At 71.7% G+C, this 19,261-nt stretch carries 15 protein-coding genes; 7 read left to right on the forward strand and 8 right to left on the reverse strand.

All coding sequences use genetic code 11. From position 1 onward, the window contains the following. Positions 1 to 2 precede the first annotated feature (2 nt). Positions 3 to 1,286, forward strand: coding sequence for a hypothetical protein (locus WME83_RS01880; protein ID WP_437317546.1), 1,284 nt, complete (start codon positions 3 to 5; stop codon positions 1,284 to 1,286). Between the two features lie 80 nt (positions 1,287 to 1,366). Here the strand turns inward: WME83_RS01880 and WME83_RS01885 are convergent, their stop codons facing one another. Continuing rightward, entirely contained in the window at positions 1,367 to 2,251 is an 885-nt protein-coding gene (locus WME83_RS01885) for a LysR family transcriptional regulator (RefSeq protein WP_437317547.1), read from the reverse strand. A gap of 111 nt (positions 2,252 to 2,362) precedes the next feature. Between WME83_RS01885 and WME83_RS01890 the strand changes: the two genes are divergently transcribed. Both WME83_RS01890 and WME83_RS01895 read left to right on the forward strand, forming a co-directional pair. Further along, a complete protein-coding gene (locus WME83_RS01890) occupies positions 2,363 to 4,690 on the forward strand; it encodes a Vps62-related protein (RefSeq protein ID WP_437317548.1) in 2,328 nt (775 codons plus the stop codon). A gap of 443 nt (positions 4,691 to 5,133) precedes the next feature. Beyond that, entirely contained in the window at positions 5,134 to 6,600 is a 1,467-nt protein-coding gene (locus WME83_RS01895; RefSeq protein WP_437317549.1) for a glycosyl hydrolase family 8, read from the forward strand. 8 nt (positions 6,601 to 6,608) lie between these two features. Here WME83_RS01895 and WME83_RS01900 read toward each other — a convergent pair whose 3' ends face one another. Together WME83_RS01900 and WME83_RS01905 are read right to left on the reverse strand one after the other, a co-directional pair. After that, positions 6,609 to 7,325 (reverse strand): DJ-1/PfpI family protein, encoded by a 717-nt coding sequence (locus WME83_RS01900; protein WP_437317550.1) that lies wholly within the window; start codon positions 7,323 to 7,325, stop codon positions 6,609 to 6,611. A gap of 273 nt (positions 7,326 to 7,598) precedes the next feature. Beyond that, on the reverse strand, positions 7,599 to 8,732 hold the full coding sequence (locus WME83_RS01905) for a glycosyltransferase (RefSeq protein ID WP_437317551.1): 1,134 nt from the start codon (positions 8,730 to 8,732) through the stop codon (positions 7,599 to 7,601). A 116-nt stretch (positions 8,733 to 8,848) separates the two neighbouring features. Here WME83_RS01905 and WME83_RS01910 point away from each other — a divergent pair, with 116 nt between their 5' ends. Continuing rightward, positions 8,849 to 10,015 carry a glycosyltransferase gene (locus WME83_RS01910; protein ID WP_437317552.1) on the forward strand — a complete coding sequence of 389 codons (1,167 nt, stop codon included), beginning with the start codon at positions 8,849 to 8,851 and terminating at the stop codon, positions 10,013 to 10,015. A 102-nt stretch (positions 10,016 to 10,117) separates the two neighbouring features. On the opposite strand, the gene WME83_RS01915 is transcribed toward WME83_RS01910, so the two are convergent. Next, positions 10,118 to 11,422: a glycosyltransferase family 4 protein gene (locus WME83_RS01915; RefSeq protein ID WP_437317553.1), complete on the reverse strand. Its 1,305-nt coding sequence runs from the start codon at positions 11,420 to 11,422 to the stop codon at positions 10,118 to 10,120. 536 nt (positions 11,423 to 11,958) lie between these two features. Between WME83_RS01915 and WME83_RS01920 the strand changes: the two genes are divergently transcribed. Next, on the forward strand, positions 11,959 to 12,756 hold the full coding sequence (locus WME83_RS01920) for an AAC(3) family N-acetyltransferase (protein ID WP_437317554.1): 798 nt from the start codon (positions 11,959 to 11,961) through the stop codon (positions 12,754 to 12,756). Positions 12,757 to 13,262: 506 nt separating this feature from the next. Here WME83_RS01920 and WME83_RS01925 read toward each other — a convergent pair. The 3 genes from WME83_RS01925 to WME83_RS01935 all read right to left on the reverse strand — a co-directional run bounded on the left by WME83_RS01925 (position 13,263) and on the right by WME83_RS01935 (position 16,362). Next, positions 13,263 to 14,567, reverse strand: a complete 1,305-nt coding sequence (locus WME83_RS01925) for a hypothetical protein (RefSeq protein WP_437317555.1) — start codon at positions 14,565 to 14,567, stop codon at positions 13,263 to 13,265. Between the two features lie 81 nt (positions 14,568 to 14,648). Continuing rightward, the gene (locus WME83_RS01930; RefSeq protein WP_437317556.1) at positions 14,649 to 15,458 is read right to left on the reverse strand and encodes a class I SAM-dependent methyltransferase; all 810 of its coding nucleotides are present in this window, start codon (positions 15,456 to 15,458) and stop codon (positions 14,649 to 14,651) included. Positions 15,459 to 15,666: 208 nt separating this feature from the next. Further along, complete coding sequence (locus WME83_RS01935; RefSeq protein WP_437317557.1) at positions 15,667 to 16,362, reverse strand: alpha/beta hydrolase; 696 nt, start codon at positions 16,360 to 16,362, stop codon at positions 15,667 to 15,669. A gap of 235 nt (positions 16,363 to 16,597) precedes the next feature. Here WME83_RS01935 and WME83_RS01940 point away from each other — a divergent pair, with 235 nt between their 5' ends. Further along, entirely contained in the window at positions 16,598 to 17,311 is a 714-nt protein-coding gene (locus tag WME83_RS01940) for an IclR family transcriptional regulator (protein WP_437317558.1), read from the forward strand. A gap of 5 nt (positions 17,312 to 17,316) precedes the next feature. Then, entirely contained in the window at positions 17,317 to 18,207 is an 891-nt protein-coding gene (gene ilvE / locus WME83_RS01945) for a branched-chain-amino-acid transaminase (protein WP_437317559.1), read from the forward strand. Between the two features lie 129 nt (positions 18,208 to 18,336). Here ilvE and WME83_RS01950 read toward each other — a convergent pair whose 3' ends face one another. Beyond that, positions 18,337 to 19,248 (reverse strand): LysR family transcriptional regulator, encoded by a 912-nt coding sequence (locus tag WME83_RS01950; RefSeq protein ID WP_437317560.1) that lies wholly within the window; start codon positions 19,246 to 19,248, stop codon positions 18,337 to 18,339. Positions 19,249 to 19,261 lie beyond the last annotated feature (13 nt).

Below are 19,261 nucleotides of genomic sequence, written 5' to 3' on the forward strand. Positions count from 1 at the left end.
GCATGCGATCCGTGACGCGGCCCCTCGCGGCGCTCGCCGTGACGCTCGCGGCGTGCTCGCGCGCGCCGGCGCGCGACACGCTCGGGGCGACCGGCGACGCCGCGAAGCCGGCGGCGCCGGCCGCCGGCCGCGGATGGCGGCTCGTGCACCACGAGACCTTCGATGCCCCCTTTCACGAGCCGGCGGCGTGGACCGAGGACGCGTACGGCGACGCGAGCCCCTACCACGTCGACGTCTTCGACGACGACGGCGAGTTCTTCGCCGCGCGCGGCGGCGAGGCGTTCCGCGAGGGCCTGCGGAGGTTCCGCTCGTTCCGGAAGTCCTTCACGTACGGCGAGGGAGGCTGGCTCACGGTCGAGCTGTACGGCCGGGACAGCGACCGCGACGGCGTGCCCGAGACGGGCGGCCGCTTCGAGGCGGCCTCCGGCAAGGCGAGGCTCGTCTCGACGCGCCATTACGACGGCGCGATCCTCCGCTCGACCGCGCCCCTGCCGGCGCGGTACCGCGTCGAGGTGACCGTCTCCAGCATCGATTTCGGCGGCCAGCGCGAGGGCAGCTGGACGCACGGGGGCAAGATCAACGGCTACGACGGGGACGAGGTGGCCGACCCGTGGCGGTTCACCGATCGGAGCACGAAGCCGCTGTCCGCCACCTTCGGAAACGGCGTTTACTTTCTCTGCATCACCGATTACGCGCGGCCGGCGCCTCACAACAACGTCTTCATCCATCATCACCGGAAGGTCGTGATGGACACCGACAGCAACTTCGGCGACGACGGCCCCTGGTCGGAGATCTGGAACCCCGTGACCGGCCGGGCCGAGCCGGACGGCTCGCGGTACGTGAGCATGATCTGGCTCCGCGGCGACGCGTTCGGGAGCCCCTGGACCGGCAACGGGTTCACGTCGTACACGGCCGGCGGGTGGAGGGACGGCCCCGTCTTCGTGGACAAGTACCTCGACAAGGAGACCTACGTGTTCACCGTCGAGCGCGACGGCGAGGGGTATGCGATGTCCGCGGCGGGCCGGTTCCACCACGGCGGCCTCACGACGTACGCGGCGCGGCGGGCGTTTCGCGAGCCGCCGGTGACGTGGCATTTCAACCAGCGCCCCGACGAGCTCGAGGGCCAGGTCCATAACGAGACGGTCGACTTCGGCAAGCCGTTCGAGACCTGGCCGGCGGGGTCGGCGTACCCGGATCACTTCTTCTTCGGCGACCCGCACATCAACTATTACGAGGGCACCGCCGAGTTCGACGACGTGAAGCTGTACCTGCCGGACGACCGATAGGCGTTCTTCGCCGGCGGAGCGCTCCGCGCACGCCGGCGAGCCGCTCCTGCGCCTCGCGGCCGAGCGGCGCGCCTCCCCGATCAGCCGGTCACCTCGCGGAGGAGCCTCCGCACGTGCGTCAGCACCATCTTCACCTTCGGGATCTCGGCCAGCGCCTCGGGCACCGTCACCCGCACGGCCCGCTCGCGGCCCACGAGCTCCGGCAGGACCGTGACGAGCTCGTCGCCGGTGGGCTCATCGAGCATCGCGTCCGGGATCAACGCGATGCCCAGCCCGGCCAGGCAGCAGTGCCGGACGAGGTGGATGTCGGTCGCGAGCAAGGCCGGCTCCACCGGGAATTTGCCGCCATTGCGGGTGGGCCACGCGGACGCGTCCTCGCCCGGCGCGCGCCAGGAGAGGAGCTCGTGGCGGGCGAGGTCGTCGATCGAGGCCGGCGTCCCCCGCCGCGCGAGGTATTCCCTGCTCGCGCACAGCCGCTCTCGAATGCGCATGAGCACGAGCGAGAGCCAGGGCCCTCGCGGGGCGCCCTCGCCGAAATGCACGGCGACGTCGACGTCGACGAGCGATTCGGAGAGCGGGTCGCTGCTGAACTCGTACGAGAGGCGCAATTGCGGGTACGTGCTCCGGATCGAGGCGAAGATCGGCGCCATGAGGTGCGGCGGCAGGCCCACGGGCAGGACCAGGCGCAAGAGCCCCGAGGGCTCGCGCCCGATCTCGCGAATCGACGAGATCAGCGCGCTCGCCTCCTCGACCATCGCTTGCCCGCGCTCCGCCAGCGCGCGCCCCGCCTCGGTGAGCACGACGCCCTGCCGGCTGCTCTCCAGGAGGGGGACACCGGAGCGCGCTTGCAGGGACTCCACGCGGCGCCGGAGCGTCGTGCGCGGCGTGCCGGTCACCTCGGCGGCGGCGTGAAACGAGCCTTGCTTGACGACGTGCAGGAAGGCTTGCAGCTCCTCGAGATCCATCGGGCCCCCTCGTTGGCCGGAACGCGGCCCACGGTGGGCCACCCGCGGTCATTGTACGCAGAGCGGCCGAAACTATCCTGGATCTTGCGAGTTTTCAAAGGAGAACGAACCATGTACCGCTTTGCCGCCTCCGCGCTCCGTGCCCTCGTTTCGGCCCCCACCTTCCCCGCTCCCACCTTTTGCGCCATCGCCGCCCTCTCCGGCTGCGTCGCTCTGCCTGAAGAAGGGAGCTTCGAGGACGAGGCGATCGCGTCCGATGAAGAGGCGCTCGAGACGTTCGAGAGCACGTACAGGCTCATCCCGAAACACAGCGGCAAATGCGTCACCGTGAAGAACGCCGATCTGGCCGACGGCGCCCAGGTCTGGCAGATCGGGTGTGACGGCGCGGATCAGCGCAAATTCTCGCTGGAATCGACGGGCGATGGGTATTACCGCCTCGCGGCGAAGCACAGCGGGAAATGCCTGAAGGTCGCCGGCCCCGGGACCAGCAATGGGACGGCGATACAGCAGTGGACATGCGGCAGCGGCGACGATCAGAAGTGGAAGCCCTTGCCGATGGGCGGCGGGTATTTCTCGCTCAAGGCCAAGCAGGGCGGGAAATGCATGGACGTCAGCAGCGCCGCCGACGCCGCGGCGGTTTACGTGTGGGATTGCCACGGCGGCGACAACCAGAGGTTCAAGCTCAGCCGCGTGGAGACGACGGGGAACCTCCTGTATGGCTACTGGAAGAGCTCCGGCGGCCAGAGCGCGACGAGCGCTGGAAACCGGTCGTTCCTGGTCGATTATGCCGGACCGACCCGCGCCGTCACGTTCGACCTGACCTCGACCGTCGATGCGTACCTGTACCTGCTCGACGCGAACGGCAACGTGCTCGCGCAGGACAACGACGGCGGAGATGGTGCCAATGCGCGGATCGCGTTCACGCTCTCGCCGGGCACGTACAGGCTCGTGGCCGCCACGGTCGCCTCGGGCCAGGCGGGCGAGTTCGCGATCTCTTCCAACCTCGCCTCGCTGCGCTACCCGCAGAGCCTGCTCGTCCAGCCGGCGACGCAGTTCGTCTGGATCTATGACGACGCTGGCACCGGCGCCGACCATGACGTCTCGATCTGGCGCCCGAACCTCGGCCAGCACCCGGGCTATTACGCGCTCGGCGACGTGGCCATGGCGAACCATGGCGGCGCGCCGCGGAGCACGTTCGTCGTGAAGGGGGACGGCGACGTGCTCGCGAGGCCGGTCGATTACAACCGTGTCTGGACCGACAAGGGCTCCGGCGGGGATCACGACGGGAGCTTCTGGGAGCCGGTGGCGCCGGCGGGGTATACCTGCCTCGGCCACGTCGCGGCCGGCAATTACACGAAGCCGTCCACGGACCTGATCCGCTGCGTGAAGAGCGAGTACGTGCTCTCCGGGGGCTCCGCGAAGATCTGGGACGACGCCGGGTCGGGCGCGGACGCGGACGTCGGCATCTGGGAGGCGACGACGAAGAGCTACCGCGGGCTCCCGACCTCCACGTTCGTCTCGCGGCCGAGCCACGGCGACAACGGCGGCGCGGGTCGGTACTGGGTGCTGAACAAGAGCGCCACGGCGAACGAGGAGCTGCGCGGCGGGCCGGTGACCGGCCTCTCGGCCACCATGTTCGCCCCGAAGGTCCGGCTCGACCCGAGCGAGGCGTACTTCCCTTCCTCGGCCGAGTTCTTCCTCGCGAACGTGCACGAGGACAACGGATTCCTGGTGACGAACGAGTCGCTCGGCTGCAATAACTGCACGAATCCCGCCTTCCTCGACGGGCAGCGCCCGGATCAGATCAGCGTGCCGGTGTACGCCGAGATCGTCAAGCGCACGGGCACGTCGGTCGACACCACGGACGTCATTTACTGGATGTTTTATCCGTACAACAACGGAAAGGTGGTCTGCCTGCTGTACCTGGATTACGGGCTCGGGACGACCTGCGGCAAGTCTATCCGGTTCGGCAACCACGTGGGCGACTGGGAGCACATGACCGTACGCTTCATCGACGGGCGGCCCGCGCAGGTGTTCCTCGCCCAGCATTCGGGCGGGGAGACGCTCGCTTACGGGCAGAAGCACCTCGGCATCGACGGCTGGCACGCGGAGACGTACTCGGCGAAGGGCTCGCACGGCCTGTATGCGGAGGCGGGCAAGCACGTCTACAAGGACCTGCCGAACGGGGATTACCTGGCCGACTACACGGGGAATGGCGTCGAGTGGCACACGTGGAACACGGTGGTGCCCTTCGAATGGCAGCCGATGGGCAGCTACGCGGGCGCGCTGTCGTTCCTCAACAGGACGAGCCGCTGGGGCAACCGGAAGTCCGGTTGCGCTTTCTGGGAGGCCCTGGCGGACGAGTGCGAGCTGAACGACGGGCCGGAGGCGCCGATGGTGAAGGATTTCGCGGCGCCGTCGTTCTCGGCGCTCAAGTGACGGGGGCGCGCCGCGCGAGCCCCCTCGGGTGAGGGTCCCGACGCTCCAGCCGAACGGACCCCAGCCCGCCGAGGGCTCCCCCGAGAGCTCGACGGCGGCACGCTTCGAGGCGAACCCGGGCTGTTCCGACGAGCTCCCGCGGGCCGTGGCGTCGAGGCCGCCGCTTCGACGCACGGCTAACTTCTCGATATAACGCCAATTTTCCAGAAGGGCCGGACCGCATCGAAGGAGGCTCTGCCGGCCCGAGGCGGGCTCCGCAGTTGGGGCTTGACGCCTGGGAGCGGTTGGAATTCCTTCCCGCCCGCGGCGTCATCCAGCTCGCGTCGTCCTACGCCGATCGAACCTTGCGAGCATAACACACGTGAACTCGCCAACGATGTTCACGCCGAGCACGTCTCCGGTAGGACGCGAGCTCGTCGATGAGGACACTGATGAACTTGCGAATGCTAACGTTTCCGGTCGCATCGTCATGGTTTGCGCTCTCGGCGCTCGCCTGCGCGCCCAGCAACCAGGGCAGCCAGGTCGGCTCGCCCGCTCAGACGAGCGCGGTCGATCCGGCCAGCAGCGCCGCTCCTGCCAGCGCCTCGAGCCAGGCCGGCGCGGCTCAGACGCCCCCGGCGGCGGAGCCTGCGCCCCAGGGGCCCCCGCTGCGGCCTGCGGCCAAGGGAGCGTACTTCACGGGCGAGTATCGCAACCTGTTCGCGGAGCTGGGCCACAAGCCGGCCGAGATCGACGCCAAGATCACGAAGGCGTACACCCAGCTGTTCCACGGCGACCCCAAGGAAGAAGCCGTCATGTTCGCGGCGGGGAAGAACGCGAACGGCCCCAAGGCGTACATCATGGACATCGGCAACAACGACGTCCGCTCCGAAGGGATGTCGTACGGCATGATGATCGCCGTTCAGGTCGATCGAAAAGACGACTTCGATGCCCTGTGGAACTGGGCCAAGTCTCACATGTATCACGCGGATCAGCGCCACCCCGGCTTCGGCTATTTCTCCTGGCAGATGCGCCCGGACGGCACGGCCATCGATGAGAATCCCGCCCCCGACGCGGAGGAGTATTTCGCGACGGCGCTCTTCTTTGCGTCCCATCGCTGGGGGAACGGCAAGGGGATTTACGACTATCGGAAGGAGGCCCTGGGCCTGCTCGATGCGATGAAGAACCGCAAGGCCATCGCGGGGGCGGTCAACGCGAACAAGCGCAAGACCACGTTGCACTCGCTCTTCAACACCGAGCACAAGATGGTGCGGTTCACGCCGGACGCGGATAACTTCGCGAAGAACGGCGACCACACCGACCCGTCGTATCACCTGCCTGCGTTCTACGAGCTCTGGGCGGCCTGGGGCCCCGAGGCGGATCGCGCGTTCTGGGCCGACGCGGCCAAGGTGAGCCGCGATTTCTTCGTCAAGACGACGCATCCGAAGACCGGGCTCGCTCCGGACTACGCCAACTTCGACGGCACCCCCAAGGCCGCCTCCTGGGACGCGGGGACCGCCAACTTCCGGTACGACGCGTTCCGCACCGCGATGAACTGGGCCGTGGACGCGGCGTGGTGGGCGAAGGACCCGCGGGAGACCGAGCTGAGCGATCGCATCCTCGCGTTCTTCGAGTCGCAGGGCCCCGAGTACAAGGCCAACTTCACCCTCGAGGGTAAGCCCCTCGTCGACCACGGATCGCTCGGGCTCGTGGCGATGAACGGCGTTGCGGCGCTGGCTGCGAGCCATCCGCGGGGCTGGCGTTTCGTCAAAGACGTGTATTCACGCGAGCCGCCGACCGGCAAGTGGCGGTACTACGACGGCATGCTGTACACGATGTCCCTGCTGCACTTGAGCGGGAAATTCCGCGTCATCATGCCGCAAGCGCAGCCCGCGGCGCCTGCCGCCGCGGCTGCTTCTGGTAAGCGCTAGCTCGGCGGTCAGCTCGCCCTGCTGCTCATCTCTGCAGCGACCTTCCGCATCGCCTGATCGTGCGGCTCGAGGAAGCTCACCATACGCTGGGTCAGCTCGGGCCCGGCGGCTTCCGGCGTTCCAGCGCGGAACGGCGGGGCGGGGTCGTATTCCAGCATCAGCTGCGTCATCTTCGCGACGTCCTCTCCGCGCAGCAGCGCGAGGAGCGTCAGCCCGAAATCGATGCCTGCGGTCACCCCGCCGCCCGAGATCCGGTTGCGATCGACCACCACGCGCGCATGCACACACTCCACGCCGAGCGCCTCGAGGATGTGGCGCATGGCCCAATGCGTCGTGGCCTTGTATCCCTGCATCAGCCCTGCCGCAGCCAGGATGAGCGACCCTGTGCATACGGAGGTCACGTACCTGGACCGAGGGCCTCGGTCCCTCAAAAATTGAAGGATCTCCCGGTCCGCCATCGCCTCGGTCGTGCCGATGCCGCCCGGCACGAACAGGATGTCGAGGTCGTCCGGACAGTCGCTGAAGGTCGCGGTCGGCTGGATGGAGACCCCCGTGTCGGACGTGACCAGGGCGCGCGTCTTCCAGAGCAGGTGGGTCTCCGCGTGAACGGCCAGCACGTTCTGCGGACCGATCAGATCCAGCGTCGTGAGACCCGGATAGAGCACCATGCCGATCTGGAGCGGCGGCTGCGGAGCTGGCATCTTCAACTCATAAGCTTTCGTCATCTCTCGTCCCTCTTCCTTTCGCTCGTTCATCCGCTGACCGTCCCGGGCGCGTCCGATCAGGACCGACCGCGGCGCGGCCGATCGTCCTCCGGCGCGACGCGGGAGCGCTGTTCGATCGGCGGGGGGCGGTTCACGCGACAACGCTATCCGTCGCGCGCGTGGCGATGACGACAACGTGCCTGCATTTCCTGCCAAACGCCCTGAGGCGCGGAGGTGCGCGCGTCTCGCCGCGGGCGCGCCCGCGGCGCGCCCGCGGAGAGACGCGCGGCGCCGCTATCGCGCCGGCGCGATCTCGGTGAACAGCCGCTCGTGGGCCGCGAGCATCGACCCGAGGCTGAAGCGCGCGTCGAACGCCTGCGCGTTGCGCGCGCCCATCGCGGCGGCGACCGCCGGATCGGACAGCAGCGCGAGGAGCCGATCCGCGAGCGCCCGGGGGTCCTCGGGGGCGACGAGGTAGCCGCCCGCGCCGTCCGCGATCGCCTCCGGCACGCCGCCGACGCGGGTCGCGACGATCGGCTTTCCGGCGGCCATGGCCTCGAGGACCGCGAGCGGGAGCCCCTCCCAGCGGGACGAGAGGACATAGGCGTCGAGGCCCGCCATGACGTCGGGCACGTCGCTGCGCAGCCCGAGGAAGTGCACGCGCTCCCGCGCCGCCATGCCGGCGCGCCGGGCCTCGAGGTCGGCCCGGGCCGGCCCGTCGCCGGCGATCACCACGTGCGCGCGCGGGTCGCGGCCGAGGACCTCGGCCGCGGCGTCGAGCAGGACGTCGATGCCCTTCTGGCGCGACAGCACCGCCACCGTGCCGAGCACGCGCGCGTCCTCGGGCAACCTGAGCTCGGCGCGGAGGCGCTCGCGGCGGCCGGCGCGGACGCGCGCGCCGTCGATGCCGTTGCGGATCACGTGGACGGGCTGCCGGACGCCGAGTTCGCGCCGGAGCTTGGTCTCCAGATCGCCGGAGACCGCGATGATCGCGTCGGCGAGCCGCACGTAGTACCTGAATTTGCGCAGCGAGCGGGGGCTCGCGCTGTTGATCTCGTTGTGCTCCGAGTAGACGACCCGGGGCCGCGGCAGGAGCAGGCGCGACGAGACGCCGCCGAAGATGAGCGGGGCGAAGTTGTGGACGTGCAGGACGTCCGCCCGCACGTCGCGCAGGAAGCCGCGGATCGCGAGGGGCAGCTCGGGATCGACGCGGGCGAAGCCGAGGTTGAGCCGCGGGCGCCGCCGCAGGACGAGCCTTCGCCCGGGCGGGAGGTCCACCTGATCGAAGAGCTTGCCGGGGGCGTCCAGGCAGATGAGCGACGGGTCGAAGCGGGCGCGATCGAGGCCGTTCAGGAGGCTGACGGCGACCTTCTCGAGGCCACCGACATCGAGGTTGATGACCACCGTGCACACGCTGATCTTCCGCATAAGGCCCGCCTCCCCGCGCTCGTACCACGGCGCCCCGGCGCCGGGTAAACCAGGTGCGGCGCGCGCGGCGATCGTGTAGAGCGGAGGCTCTGCGGCGGCTCCGGCTCCTTCACCTGATGCCTTGTCGCTTCTGGGGCGGCCCGGAGCGGCAGACCGTGCAAGCGGCGAGGATCCTGCGCGATCGCGGCGCGTGCGAGGTCTCGTTCGCCGTGATCCCGCACCGGGAGGCGAAGGTCGCGGACAACCCGCTCGTCGTGGGGGCGCGCGCGGAGGGGTTCGAGGCCGAGCCGCTCGCGCTGGAGCGGGGCTACGACCTGCTCGAGGGGGCGCGGCGGCTCCGCGCGATCGCGGCGCGGCTCCGGCCCGACGTGGTGTGCACGGTGGGGTACAAGGCGGACCTCCTGGCGCTCGGGCTGCGCGGGCGCGGCGCGCCGCGGGTGCTGGCGGTGGCGCGCGGGTGGACGGGCGAGGACCTGAAGGTGCAGCTCTTCGAGTGGGCCGATCGCCGGACCCTGCGCTGGCACGACGGGGTCGTGGTCGTGTCCGAGGCGCAGCGCGCGGCGGTGCGGGCGTGCGGGGTGCGCGAGGCGCGGATCTTCCACGTGCCGAACGCGATCGACCTGGATCGGATGCCGCCGCCGGTCCCCCGCGCGCGGCTGCTCGCGGAGCTCGGGCTCGACGCGTCGGCCCGGCTCGTCGGCGCGGTGGGGCGGATCAGCCCCGAGAAGGGGCAGCGCTCGCTCGTGGAGGCGTTCGCGGCGGTGGCGCGCGCGGACCCGCGGGCCGCGCTCGTGCTGGTCGGGGACGGACCGGACGAGGCCGCGGTGCGCGCGGAGGTGGCGGCGCGGGGGCTCGGCGACCGCGCGCGGCTGCTCGGCCTGCGCCGGGACGGCGCGCAGCTCATCGGGGCGCTCGAGGTGCTGGCGTTGCCGTCGCGCACCGAGGGGCTGCCGAACGTGGTGCTGGAGGCGTTCGCTTACGGGACGCCGGTCGTCGCGAGCGCGGTCGGCGGCGTGCCGGAGCTCGTGCTGGACGGCGAGACGGGGTGGCTCGTCCCGCCCGGGCAGCCGGGCGCGCTGGCGCGGGCGCTGCTCGACGCGCTGGCGCGGCCGGAGGAGGCGGGGGCGCGGGCGACGCGCGCCCGGGCGCGGCTCCTGTCGCGGTTCACGGCGGAGCGGCAGGCCGACGCGTGGCTCGAGGCCTTCGCCGCGGTGACCGGCGCCGCGCCGACCGGCGCCGCGGCGACCGGCGCCGCGGCGACCGGCGCCGCCGCGGGGGCCTGATCGGCGCGGGCGCCGGGCGGCGACGCCGCGGGGGCCTGATCGGCGCGGGCGGCGGGCGGCGCGCCTCCCGCGGAGCGCGGCAGATCTCCCGGGCGGCTCGGGTCAGTAGGCCGGCGCGGCGAGGCTCGCGGCCAAGGGCGCGAGCGCTTCCGGGGCGCCGCGGCGCTGCTGGTGCAGCTGCTGGTAGATGCGGGCGAGCGTGTCGCCCACCACGCTCCAGTCGTACCTGCTCTGGACGAGCGCCCGGCCGGCCGCGCAAAGGCGCGCCCTGAGCGCCGGATCGGCGTCGAGCTCGAGGAGCGCGCCGCCGATCGCCTCGGGGCTCCGGGTGATGAGCGCGTGCTCGCGGTCGCGCAGCGTGAGCCCCTCCGCGCCGAGCTCGGTGGAGACGACGGGCACGCCGGCCGCGAGCGCCTCCAGGATCTTCAGCCGCGACCCGCCCCCGATGCGCAGCGGCACCACGGACGCGAGCGCGTCGGCATAGTAGGGCCGCACGTCGGGCACGGTCCCGGTCACCTCCACGCCGGGCAGCGCGCCGAGCGCGCGCACCTCCGGCCCTGGGTTCCTGCCGACCACGGTGAGGCGCCACGCGGGCCGGGCGGCGTGGATGGCGGGCCAGAGATCGCGCGCGAAGGCGACGATGGCCTGCGCGTTCGGGCGGTAATCCATCGAGCCGACGAAGACGACGCGGCGGCGCGGCCCAGACGCGGCGCCGCCCGCGCCTGCGAAGGCGTCCACGTGGACGCCGTTGTCGACGGCGAAGGCGCGCAGGCCGGGGCGGAGCGCGAGGAGCTTCTCGCGATCCCGCTCGCTGACCGTGAGGTGCGCGTCGAACTGCTCCAGCACCTTGCGCTCGAACCCGGCGAGCTGCGACGCCAGCGCGAACGCCGCGAGCCCGCGGAGGCGATCGGGCGCGTTCTTGCTGTAGCGGGAGAGCACCTCCGACTCGATGTTGTGCCAGTCGCAGAGGAGCAGCGGCCGATTGCGCGCCGCGCGCAGCAAGGGCAAATACCCGGCGAGGTGGACGCTCTCGACCTGCACGGCGTCGAACTGGCCTTCGTCGAGGACGCGCGCGAGCTCCTGGCGCATGGCGCTCGTCGTGTAATTGAGGACGACGAGCGGCAGCGGCCCCACGGCGCCGCGCAGGATCTTGCCCAGGGAGTTCGGCTTCTCCTGCGTCAGCGTGAGCACCTGATCGGTGATCTGCGCGATATCGTTCATCGGATGCGGGGCGGGGCCGGCCGCGCCCATCCGCACCCGCCCGTTCCGGACGGCGCCGTCGTCGGCGAAGCTCAGGTACGTCACCCGCGCGAACCGCGAGAGCTGCCGGACAAAGTGCCAGTTGCGTAGCTTGGCCCCGGTGTCGAGCGGCCAGCAGGCGCGAGGTGCAAAATAGAGAATACGCATCTGTCGCATCGACATAGACACCTCCAGCTCGCGCGGGACGTGCAGGCAGGTTGCACCGATGCCTCAGCGTCGCGCGGCACGTTCAGGGCGATGAGTGATCCGAGCCTCCGGCGCCGGCTCGGTGATGGGATTGCAGGGCCGACGCCCGAAGAGCGGCGACCATGACCTGGAAAGGTAACATGGCTCTTCGGCGCAATGTAAAGAATTTAGTGCGAGGCGGCGCGCGTGAGCGTCGTAAGCGGTCCATGGCGGCGGACGGCGGCGGCAGGCGCCTCGCGTCGCGGCGCAATACGGGAGGCGCGCGCGGAAGCGCGCCGTCTTTATCGATTTCGTGAAGGCTTCCGGGGCGATGCGCTTGTGGAGCCGATGCGGGCTATCGCTGGGCGAGACAGCCTTTCTTGCAGGGCTGGAATCGCCCGGACGTCCACCTCCAGCGGTGCATCGCCCGGCGTCTACCCTGCCTCCGGCGCCGGCAGGGAGCCGCCCTTCCAGGGAGGAGCGACCGCGATAATGCACAAGAATGATATGCCTGGACGATGCATGAGCCCAGCGTGAGCCAGGTGGTCGCCGAGCTGCTCGCCCTCGGCGTGAGGCGGGGCGGCGTCCTCCTCGTCCACACGTCGTTCAGGGCGGTGCGTCCGGTCGAGGGCGGGCCGCTCGGGCTGATCCGCGCCCTGCGCGCCGCGCTCGGGGACGACGGCACGCTCGTCATGCCGACGATGACCGACGGACAGAGCGTGTTCGATCCCCGGTCGACGCCGACCAGCGGCATGGGGATCACCGCCGAGACGTTCTGGAGACAGCCGGGCGTGCTGCGCAGCGGCCATCCTGGCGGCTCCTTCGCCGCCGCCGGTCGCTTCGCCGAGCGCATCTGCGCGCCGCAGCCGCTGTCGCCCCCGCACGGGCCGGACAGCCCCCCGGGCCGCGTCCACGAACTCGGAGGTCAGGTGCTGCTGCTCGGCGTCACGCACGCCGAGAACACGACGCTCCACGTCGCCGAGGCCATCGCGCGGGTCCCCTACTCGGTCACGCACCCGTGCCTGATCGAGGTCGACGGCGTGACCCGGACCGCGATGATTCACGAGACGGACCATTGCTGCCGTCGGTTCGGGCTCGCCGATGGCTGGTTGCGCGAACGGGGGCTACAGCGGGAAGGGAGGGTGGGCGGCGCCCACGCGCGACTGTGTGCTTCACGCGATCTCGTCGCCGTGGCGGTCGAGCACCTCGCGAAAAGCCCGCTCGTATTCCTCTGTCCGCCCCACGAGGGCTGCGACGAGTGCGACGCGGCGCGCGCCAGCGTGCCGGCCGAGGGGGCCCGCGGAGAGCATGCATGATGGCCGGCCGGCCGGCCGGCCGGCTCCGGCGCGGCGTTGGGGCTCTCGCCAGCACCGCGATTCAGCTGGATCGCGTTAGTTAGTCTTACTAACTATTCGGCGGCCTGGGCGCGGCGTTGGGGCTCTCGCCCGCGCCGCGATTCGACTGAATCGCGTTAGTTAGTCTTACTAACTATTCGGCCGGCTCCGGCGCGGCGCTGGAGCTCTCGTGCGCGCCGCGATTCGGCCGGATCGCGTTAGTTCGCTCTACGAACTATTCGGCCGGCTCCGGCGTGGCGTTAGGGCTCTTGCCCGCGCCGCGATTCGACCGAATCGCGTTAGTTAGCCTTACTAACTATTGCGGTGACGATACGCTGACCACCACGCGGCGGCTCGCGCGCTCCGGGCCAAGCTGCGGCTCGCGCGCTCCGGGCCAAGCTGCGGCTCGCGCGCTCCGGGCGCGGCGCTCGCATGCATATCGGAAGAACGCGCCGGTCCGCCGCCTCGACTTCGCCTGGAGACTTCGTCTAGAGATCGAGCGCCAGCGTCAGGCGCATGGCAGGCCCTCTCCACGCGAACGCGGTCGTCCCCGCCGGACCCCCGGCGGAGACCGCCGCGGAGGGCCCGAGATCGTACCCGCCCGAGGCGTCGATGACGACAATGGACGGCACGCGCCATTTCAAGCCCGCGGCGAGACCCACGAAGCCGAACGTCCCCGCGTCGCCTCCCGCGCGCACGGAGCCCACGCCGCCATGGCCGCGCATGTACAGGCCGAGCCGCGTCGGAACCGGCCAGAGCACGTAGCCTGCGAACAGGTGTCCTCCGAAGCCGCCGACGCCGGCCGGGCCGGACGTCCCCACGACTCCGTGCACGCCGAGGCCGAGGAGCGGCCCGTGATGCACGCGATACGCCTCGAAGGCGACCCCGGCAGAGACGGCGTTGCCCACGGATACTCGCGCTTCCGGGACGAACGCGACGCCCCAGAGCGGGCCGCCGAAGACGACGCCGTCCTTCGGCGCGAACGGCCGATCGGGCCAGAGGCTGCGGACCTCGGCGCGATCCCCGGTCACCTCCGTAACGACGCCGGTCTTGGCGGCGGCGCCCACCCGCGCGGGGACCCGGGCCTCGGCGCCCGCGCTCGGAGCGGTTCCGGGGATCGCCTGCGCCCAGGCGCGCTCGCCGCGCGCCTCGACGACCGCCGCGCGCGGGAGCAGGTCCGCGAGCTGCTCCCGGATGCGCTCGGGCGTGCCGGACAGCGCGGACGCGCTCGCCCCCAGCGCGGGCGGCCTCTCGCAGCGCGCCGGCGTGACCAGCTGGACCACCGACGTGAGCTCCCCGTACCGGGCCCGGCGCGCCTCGTACTTCGAGGAATCCTCGTGCTCGACGCACACGCTGACCAGCGGATCCGCCTCCGGAAACGGCTTCCCGCTCGGCACCGTCTCGCGCCGGAGGCACTCCTGCTCCGGCGCGCCGCCGGCGAACGTCAGCTCGTCCGAGGCGACGAGCAGCAGCTCGGCGCCCGAGCGCTCGAGCAACGCGCACAGGTCGCGCCCTGGATCGCGCTGCGCCGAGTTGTCCTCGACGACCTCCTCGCTGTAAACGAAGCGCGATCCGCGGAACGCGTCGCGGATCACCGAGGTGACCGCACGGGAGCTCGTGATCGCGTGGACCCTCAGCGCGCCGTCCGAGAGCCCGCCGGCGATGTCGGCGGCCGTGGGGCTCGGCGCGTACGTCGACAGCCGCGTGTAGAAGACGCAGCCCGCCGGCGCGAGGCAGACCGCGGCGGCTGCGCAGGCGCGGAGGAGGCGGCCCAGCCCACCGGGATAAGGCATCGCAGCCTCTCTACGGCCCGGCGCTCGCTGCGACAAGCCAGCTCGCGCGGCGGAGGGGCTGCGGCGTCGATGTCCGCCGGGTCAGTCGGACGCCACCTCGCGCGGGCGGCGGGCGACCAGCGCGTGCCCCTCCAGGACCTCGCGCACGATGCCGTCCGCGTCGGCGTGCTTCGCGATCGCCCTGCGGACCTCGACGGCCAGGTCCTCCTCGCGCGATCCCGGCCGGCCGTGCCAGGTCGCCGCGAACGACAGGGCGCGGTCGACGAAGCGCTCCACGGGCGTCGCTCGCTGCTCCAGGACCGAGATCCGCTCGAGATGGCTGAAGGCGGAGTCGAGCAACACGGCCTCGTTCTTCACGGCCTCGCGGATCTGCGGCCGCGCCGGGTCCTCGGTCGAGTACTTGTCGATGAGCGCCTGGAACTCCTTGTGCCACGCGTTCGCCGGGACCTCGGGGTAGGTCTCCCCGAACAGCGCCACCGCGCCGCCCCGATCGAGCAGCGCGTCCAGCGACCTGATGGTCTCGACACGATCCATCCAGTGGAACGCGCGACCGATGGTCACGAGGTGGAAACGACCGAGGTGCGGCCCGAGCTCGTACGAGCTGCCCTGAACGAACTGGATCGAGACGTCGGCTCGAGCGGCGTTCGCCCTGGCCGCCGCGAGCATCTCGGGCGACGGATCCACCGCCGTCACCGCCCGGGCGCGCGGCGCGAAGTCGATCGCGAGGAACCCCGGACCGGTCCCGAGATCGAGCACGCCGCCGTCCCGCGTGAGCCCGACCAGCTCGGCGACGCGGCGGCTGAGCAGCTTCGGATAGGTAGGGCGTCCGGTCGTGTAGTACTGCGAGGCGGTCTTGAAGCGTTCCGGGTAGAAGAGCTTGCGTTCTGTCATGATGATTGCACCTCACTCCATCGACCGGCTCAGGGCACGCGGCGTACCAGCGCGGAAAGCTGCGAGCGGCAGGCGCGGCGGCGCGACGCTGCTGCTTCTGGAGCAGCCGCTCAGCAGCGCAGCTGTCCGAGGCGCACGGCGGCCGCGCGCGAAGGCGCTCGGCAGCGACGCCCGGATCGCGCCGTGAATGAACCGGTTTTGTGACGTCTCAGATCGCCGCGACGATGTCGCGCACGAGCGCGACCACGTCATCCGGCCGCGACAGGAACGGAGAGTGGCTCGCGTCGAGGCGCCGCACCTGCCGCGCGCGCCGCGACATCGCCTCCTGCGCGACCACCGGGATGGCGTTGTCGCGCTCGCAGATCACGTACGTGGACGGCAGCTCCTGCCAGGCGGCGGCGCTCAGCGGCTGCACGAACGACGCCCTGGCCTGCGGCAGCAGGGCCGCTTCCGCGGCGGCCGCGACCTCGTCCGCGCAGTCGTTGTAGAAGATGTTCCGCGGGTCCGCGGGCCGCAGCGTCAGGCCGTCGGCGGAGGTGATGAACCACGGCGGCTCCTTGCCGCCGATCGACGAGAGCAGCGACTCCCCCGGGCCGAGCTGGAACGCGCACAGGTAGACGAGGTGGGCGACCTTGCCCGTGCGGGCCGCCACCTCGGTGACCGGCAGCCCGCCGTACGAGTGCGCGACCACGACGGCCTTGCCCGGAACCTCGGCCAGCGCCGCGCGCACCGCCTCGGCGTCCGCCGCGAGGCCGCCCAGCCGAGCCGCGTCCGGCCCGGCGCTCGGCAGCGCGGGCGCGCGGACGTCGAGCCCGCCCCCGAGCAACCGGCACGCGACCTGGGACCAGCACGCCGGGCTGTGCCAGGCGCCGTGGACGAGCACCACCGAATCGACCTTGCTCATGAGCTCCTCGCCTCCTCGGCTCTCGACGTTGTCTCGACCTCGATCGAACGGACGCTATCCGAGGCCCCCCAGCGACACCAGCGAGCGCTTCGCCCGCGCCCCTGAGCCCGCTCTCCGTCCCCGATCCGGCGGCGCCACGGCGCCGGATCCCGCGGCGTCACGGCGCCCGACCGACGCGCCCTGGACGGCGGCCCCGGAACGGAGTAAATCAAATATCGGAACTTGATTCCGAATAATGGAACGATCTGGGACAGTCGACAAGGCGGTGCGCGCCCTCGAGGCGCTGCGCGAGGGGGGCGGCAGCGCCTCGCTGGCGGAGCTCGCGGCGCGCCTCGGCATGCCCAAGGCGACGCTGCACCGGCTGCTCGCGTCGCTCGCCGCGCACGCGCTTGTCGAGCAGGACGGGGAGGGGCGCTACCGGCTCGGCGTCGGCCTCATCCGCCTCGGGCTCGGGGCGCAAGGGCTCGACCCCGTCGCGCGCGTGGCCAAGCCCGAGCTCGAGCGGGCGGCGCGCGCCTTCGGCGAGACGTTCTTCCTCGTCGCCGCCCGCGCGGGGCGGCTCGTCGTGCTCGACAAGGCCGAGGGCACGGGGCTCCTGCGCGCGGCCCCGACGGTCGGGGCCGAGGTCCCGGTCGACGTCACCGCGAGCGGACGGCTCTACCTCGCGCACGCGCCGGAGCTCGTGGGCGCGCAGGGCGCGGGCCCCGCCGCCGAGCGCGCCGCGCAGCGCGCCGCGAAGCGCGGCTACGACGTCAACGAGGGCGAGTGGATCGACGGGCTGACCGTCATCGCCGCCCCGGTGCTCGCGCGCGGCGGCCTGCACGGCTGCATCGCCTGCGCCGCCGCCGCCCAGAGCCTGCGCGGCGATCGACGCGACGCCGCGGTGCAACACACGCGCGACGCCGCCGAGCGCGTCGCGCGCGCTCTCGAGGGGAACAGCAGGAGGTGAACGTCATGAAGACCTGGATCGATGGGCGAATCGTCGACGCGAAGGACGCGACCGTGAACGTGACCGATCACGGGCTGCTCTACGGCGACGGCATCTTCGAGGGCATCCGCGTCGCGGCGGGGCGGCTCTTCCGGATCGACCGCCACCTCGCGCGGCTCGACGCCGGCGCGAAGGCGCTCGGCATCGCGCTGCCGCGCCCGCTCGAGGGGCTCCGCGCGATCGTCGAGGAGACCGCGCGCGCCCACGCCGAGCGCGAGGCCTACGTCCGCCTCGTGGTGACGCGCGGCGTGGGCCCGCTCGGCGTCGACCCGACCACCTGCGAGCGGCCGGGGCTGTTCTGCATCGTGGGGTCGATCCGCCTCTTCGACGACGAGCAGCGGCGGCGCGGCCTCGAGCTCATCACGTCGAGCTACCGCCGGCCGGACGCCGACGCGCTCGACATGCGGATCAAAAGCCTGAACTACCTCGGCTCCGCCCTCGCCAAGCTCGAGGCCAGGCAGCGCGGCGCCGACGACGCGCTGCTCCTGAACGCGCGCGGCCACGTGGCCGAGGCCTCCGTGGCCAACGTGTTCGCGCTCCGCGGCGACGTGCTCGCGACGCCGCCCCCCACCGACGGGTGCCTCGAGGGCATCAACCGCGCGGCCGTGATGGAGCTCGCGCGCAGCATCGGCCTCACCGTGGTGGAGCGCTCGCTCGGGCGGCTCGATTTCTTCGCCGCCGACGAGGCGTTCCTGACCGGCACCGGCGCCGGCGTGATCGCGATGCGGAGCCTCGACGGGCGCACGATCGGCCGCGGCGAGCGCGGCCCCGTCACCGCCCGGCTGACCGCGCTGCACCGGCAGCTCGCCGAGCGCGAGGGCGTCGAGCTCATCGCCGCGCCCGGCGGCCCTACCTGAACGGACAAGCAGAGGGAAAGGGAAAACGACTTAACCGGTTTACGGTCCCGCTCCCCGCCGCGCCGGCCCGCCTCCGGGCGACAGGGGCGCGGCGGGCGCGGGGCGCGCGGCAGGTCGAACGAGGGCGCCTCAGCTGTCGCGGGCGATCTCCGCGAAGATCCCGCGCAGCCAGATGTGCGCCGGGTCCTTCGCCTGCCGCTCGTGCCACACCTGATCCAGCGAGAACCCGCCGAGCTCCACGGGCGGCTTCATGACGCGCAGCGCCTCCATCTCCGCGAACACGCGCGCGATGCGCGCCGGCACGGTCAGCACGAGATCCGTCTGCGCGACGATGTGGGCCGCCACGAGGAAGTGGGGGATCTGCAGCGCCACGCGGCGCGAGAGCCCCCGCTCGGCCAGGACCTCGTCCACCCGGCCGCCGCCGTCGCCGCGCGGGCTGATGAGCGCGTGCGGCAAGCTCGTGTAGGTCTTGAGGGTCAGCTTGCTGCCCACCACGGGGTGATTCTTCCTCACCACGCACATGTAGTGCTCCTCGATGAGCCTTTGCCGGTAGAACCCCGCGGGCACGGTGGGGAGCAGGCCGATGGCCAGGTCGACCTTTCCGGTCTCCATGGAGCTCCACATGTCGCTGTCGTAGGGGCGCGCGATGAGATCGACGAACGGCGCGTCGGTGAAGAGCTTTTGCACGAGCCGGGGCAGCAGGATGAGCTCCACGTAATCGACCGTGGCGACCGCGAACGAGCGGCGCGCCGTCGCGGGATCGAAGCGGGGGCGGCGCGCGACGGTCGTCTCGATCTGGGCGAGGGCCTCGCGGATGGGGCCGATGAGCTCCTGCGCGCGCGGCGTCGGGATCATCCCCCGCGGCGTGCGCACCAGGATGGGGTCGTCGATCAACGTGCGGAGGCGCCCGAGGGCGTGGCTCATGGCCGACTGGCTCAGCCCGACGCGCGCCGCCGCGCGCGTGACGCTCCCCTCCGCCAGGAGGGCGTCGAAGACGACGAGCAGGTTCAGGTCGATCGAGGCAAGATGCACGGGATGCATGTGGCCCATGCTA

The sequence above is a fragment of the Sorangium sp. So ce385 genome, assembly GCF_051474135.1.
Lineage (GTDB): Bacteria > Myxococcota_A > Polyangia > Polyangiales > Polyangiaceae > Sorangium > Sorangium cellulosum_D.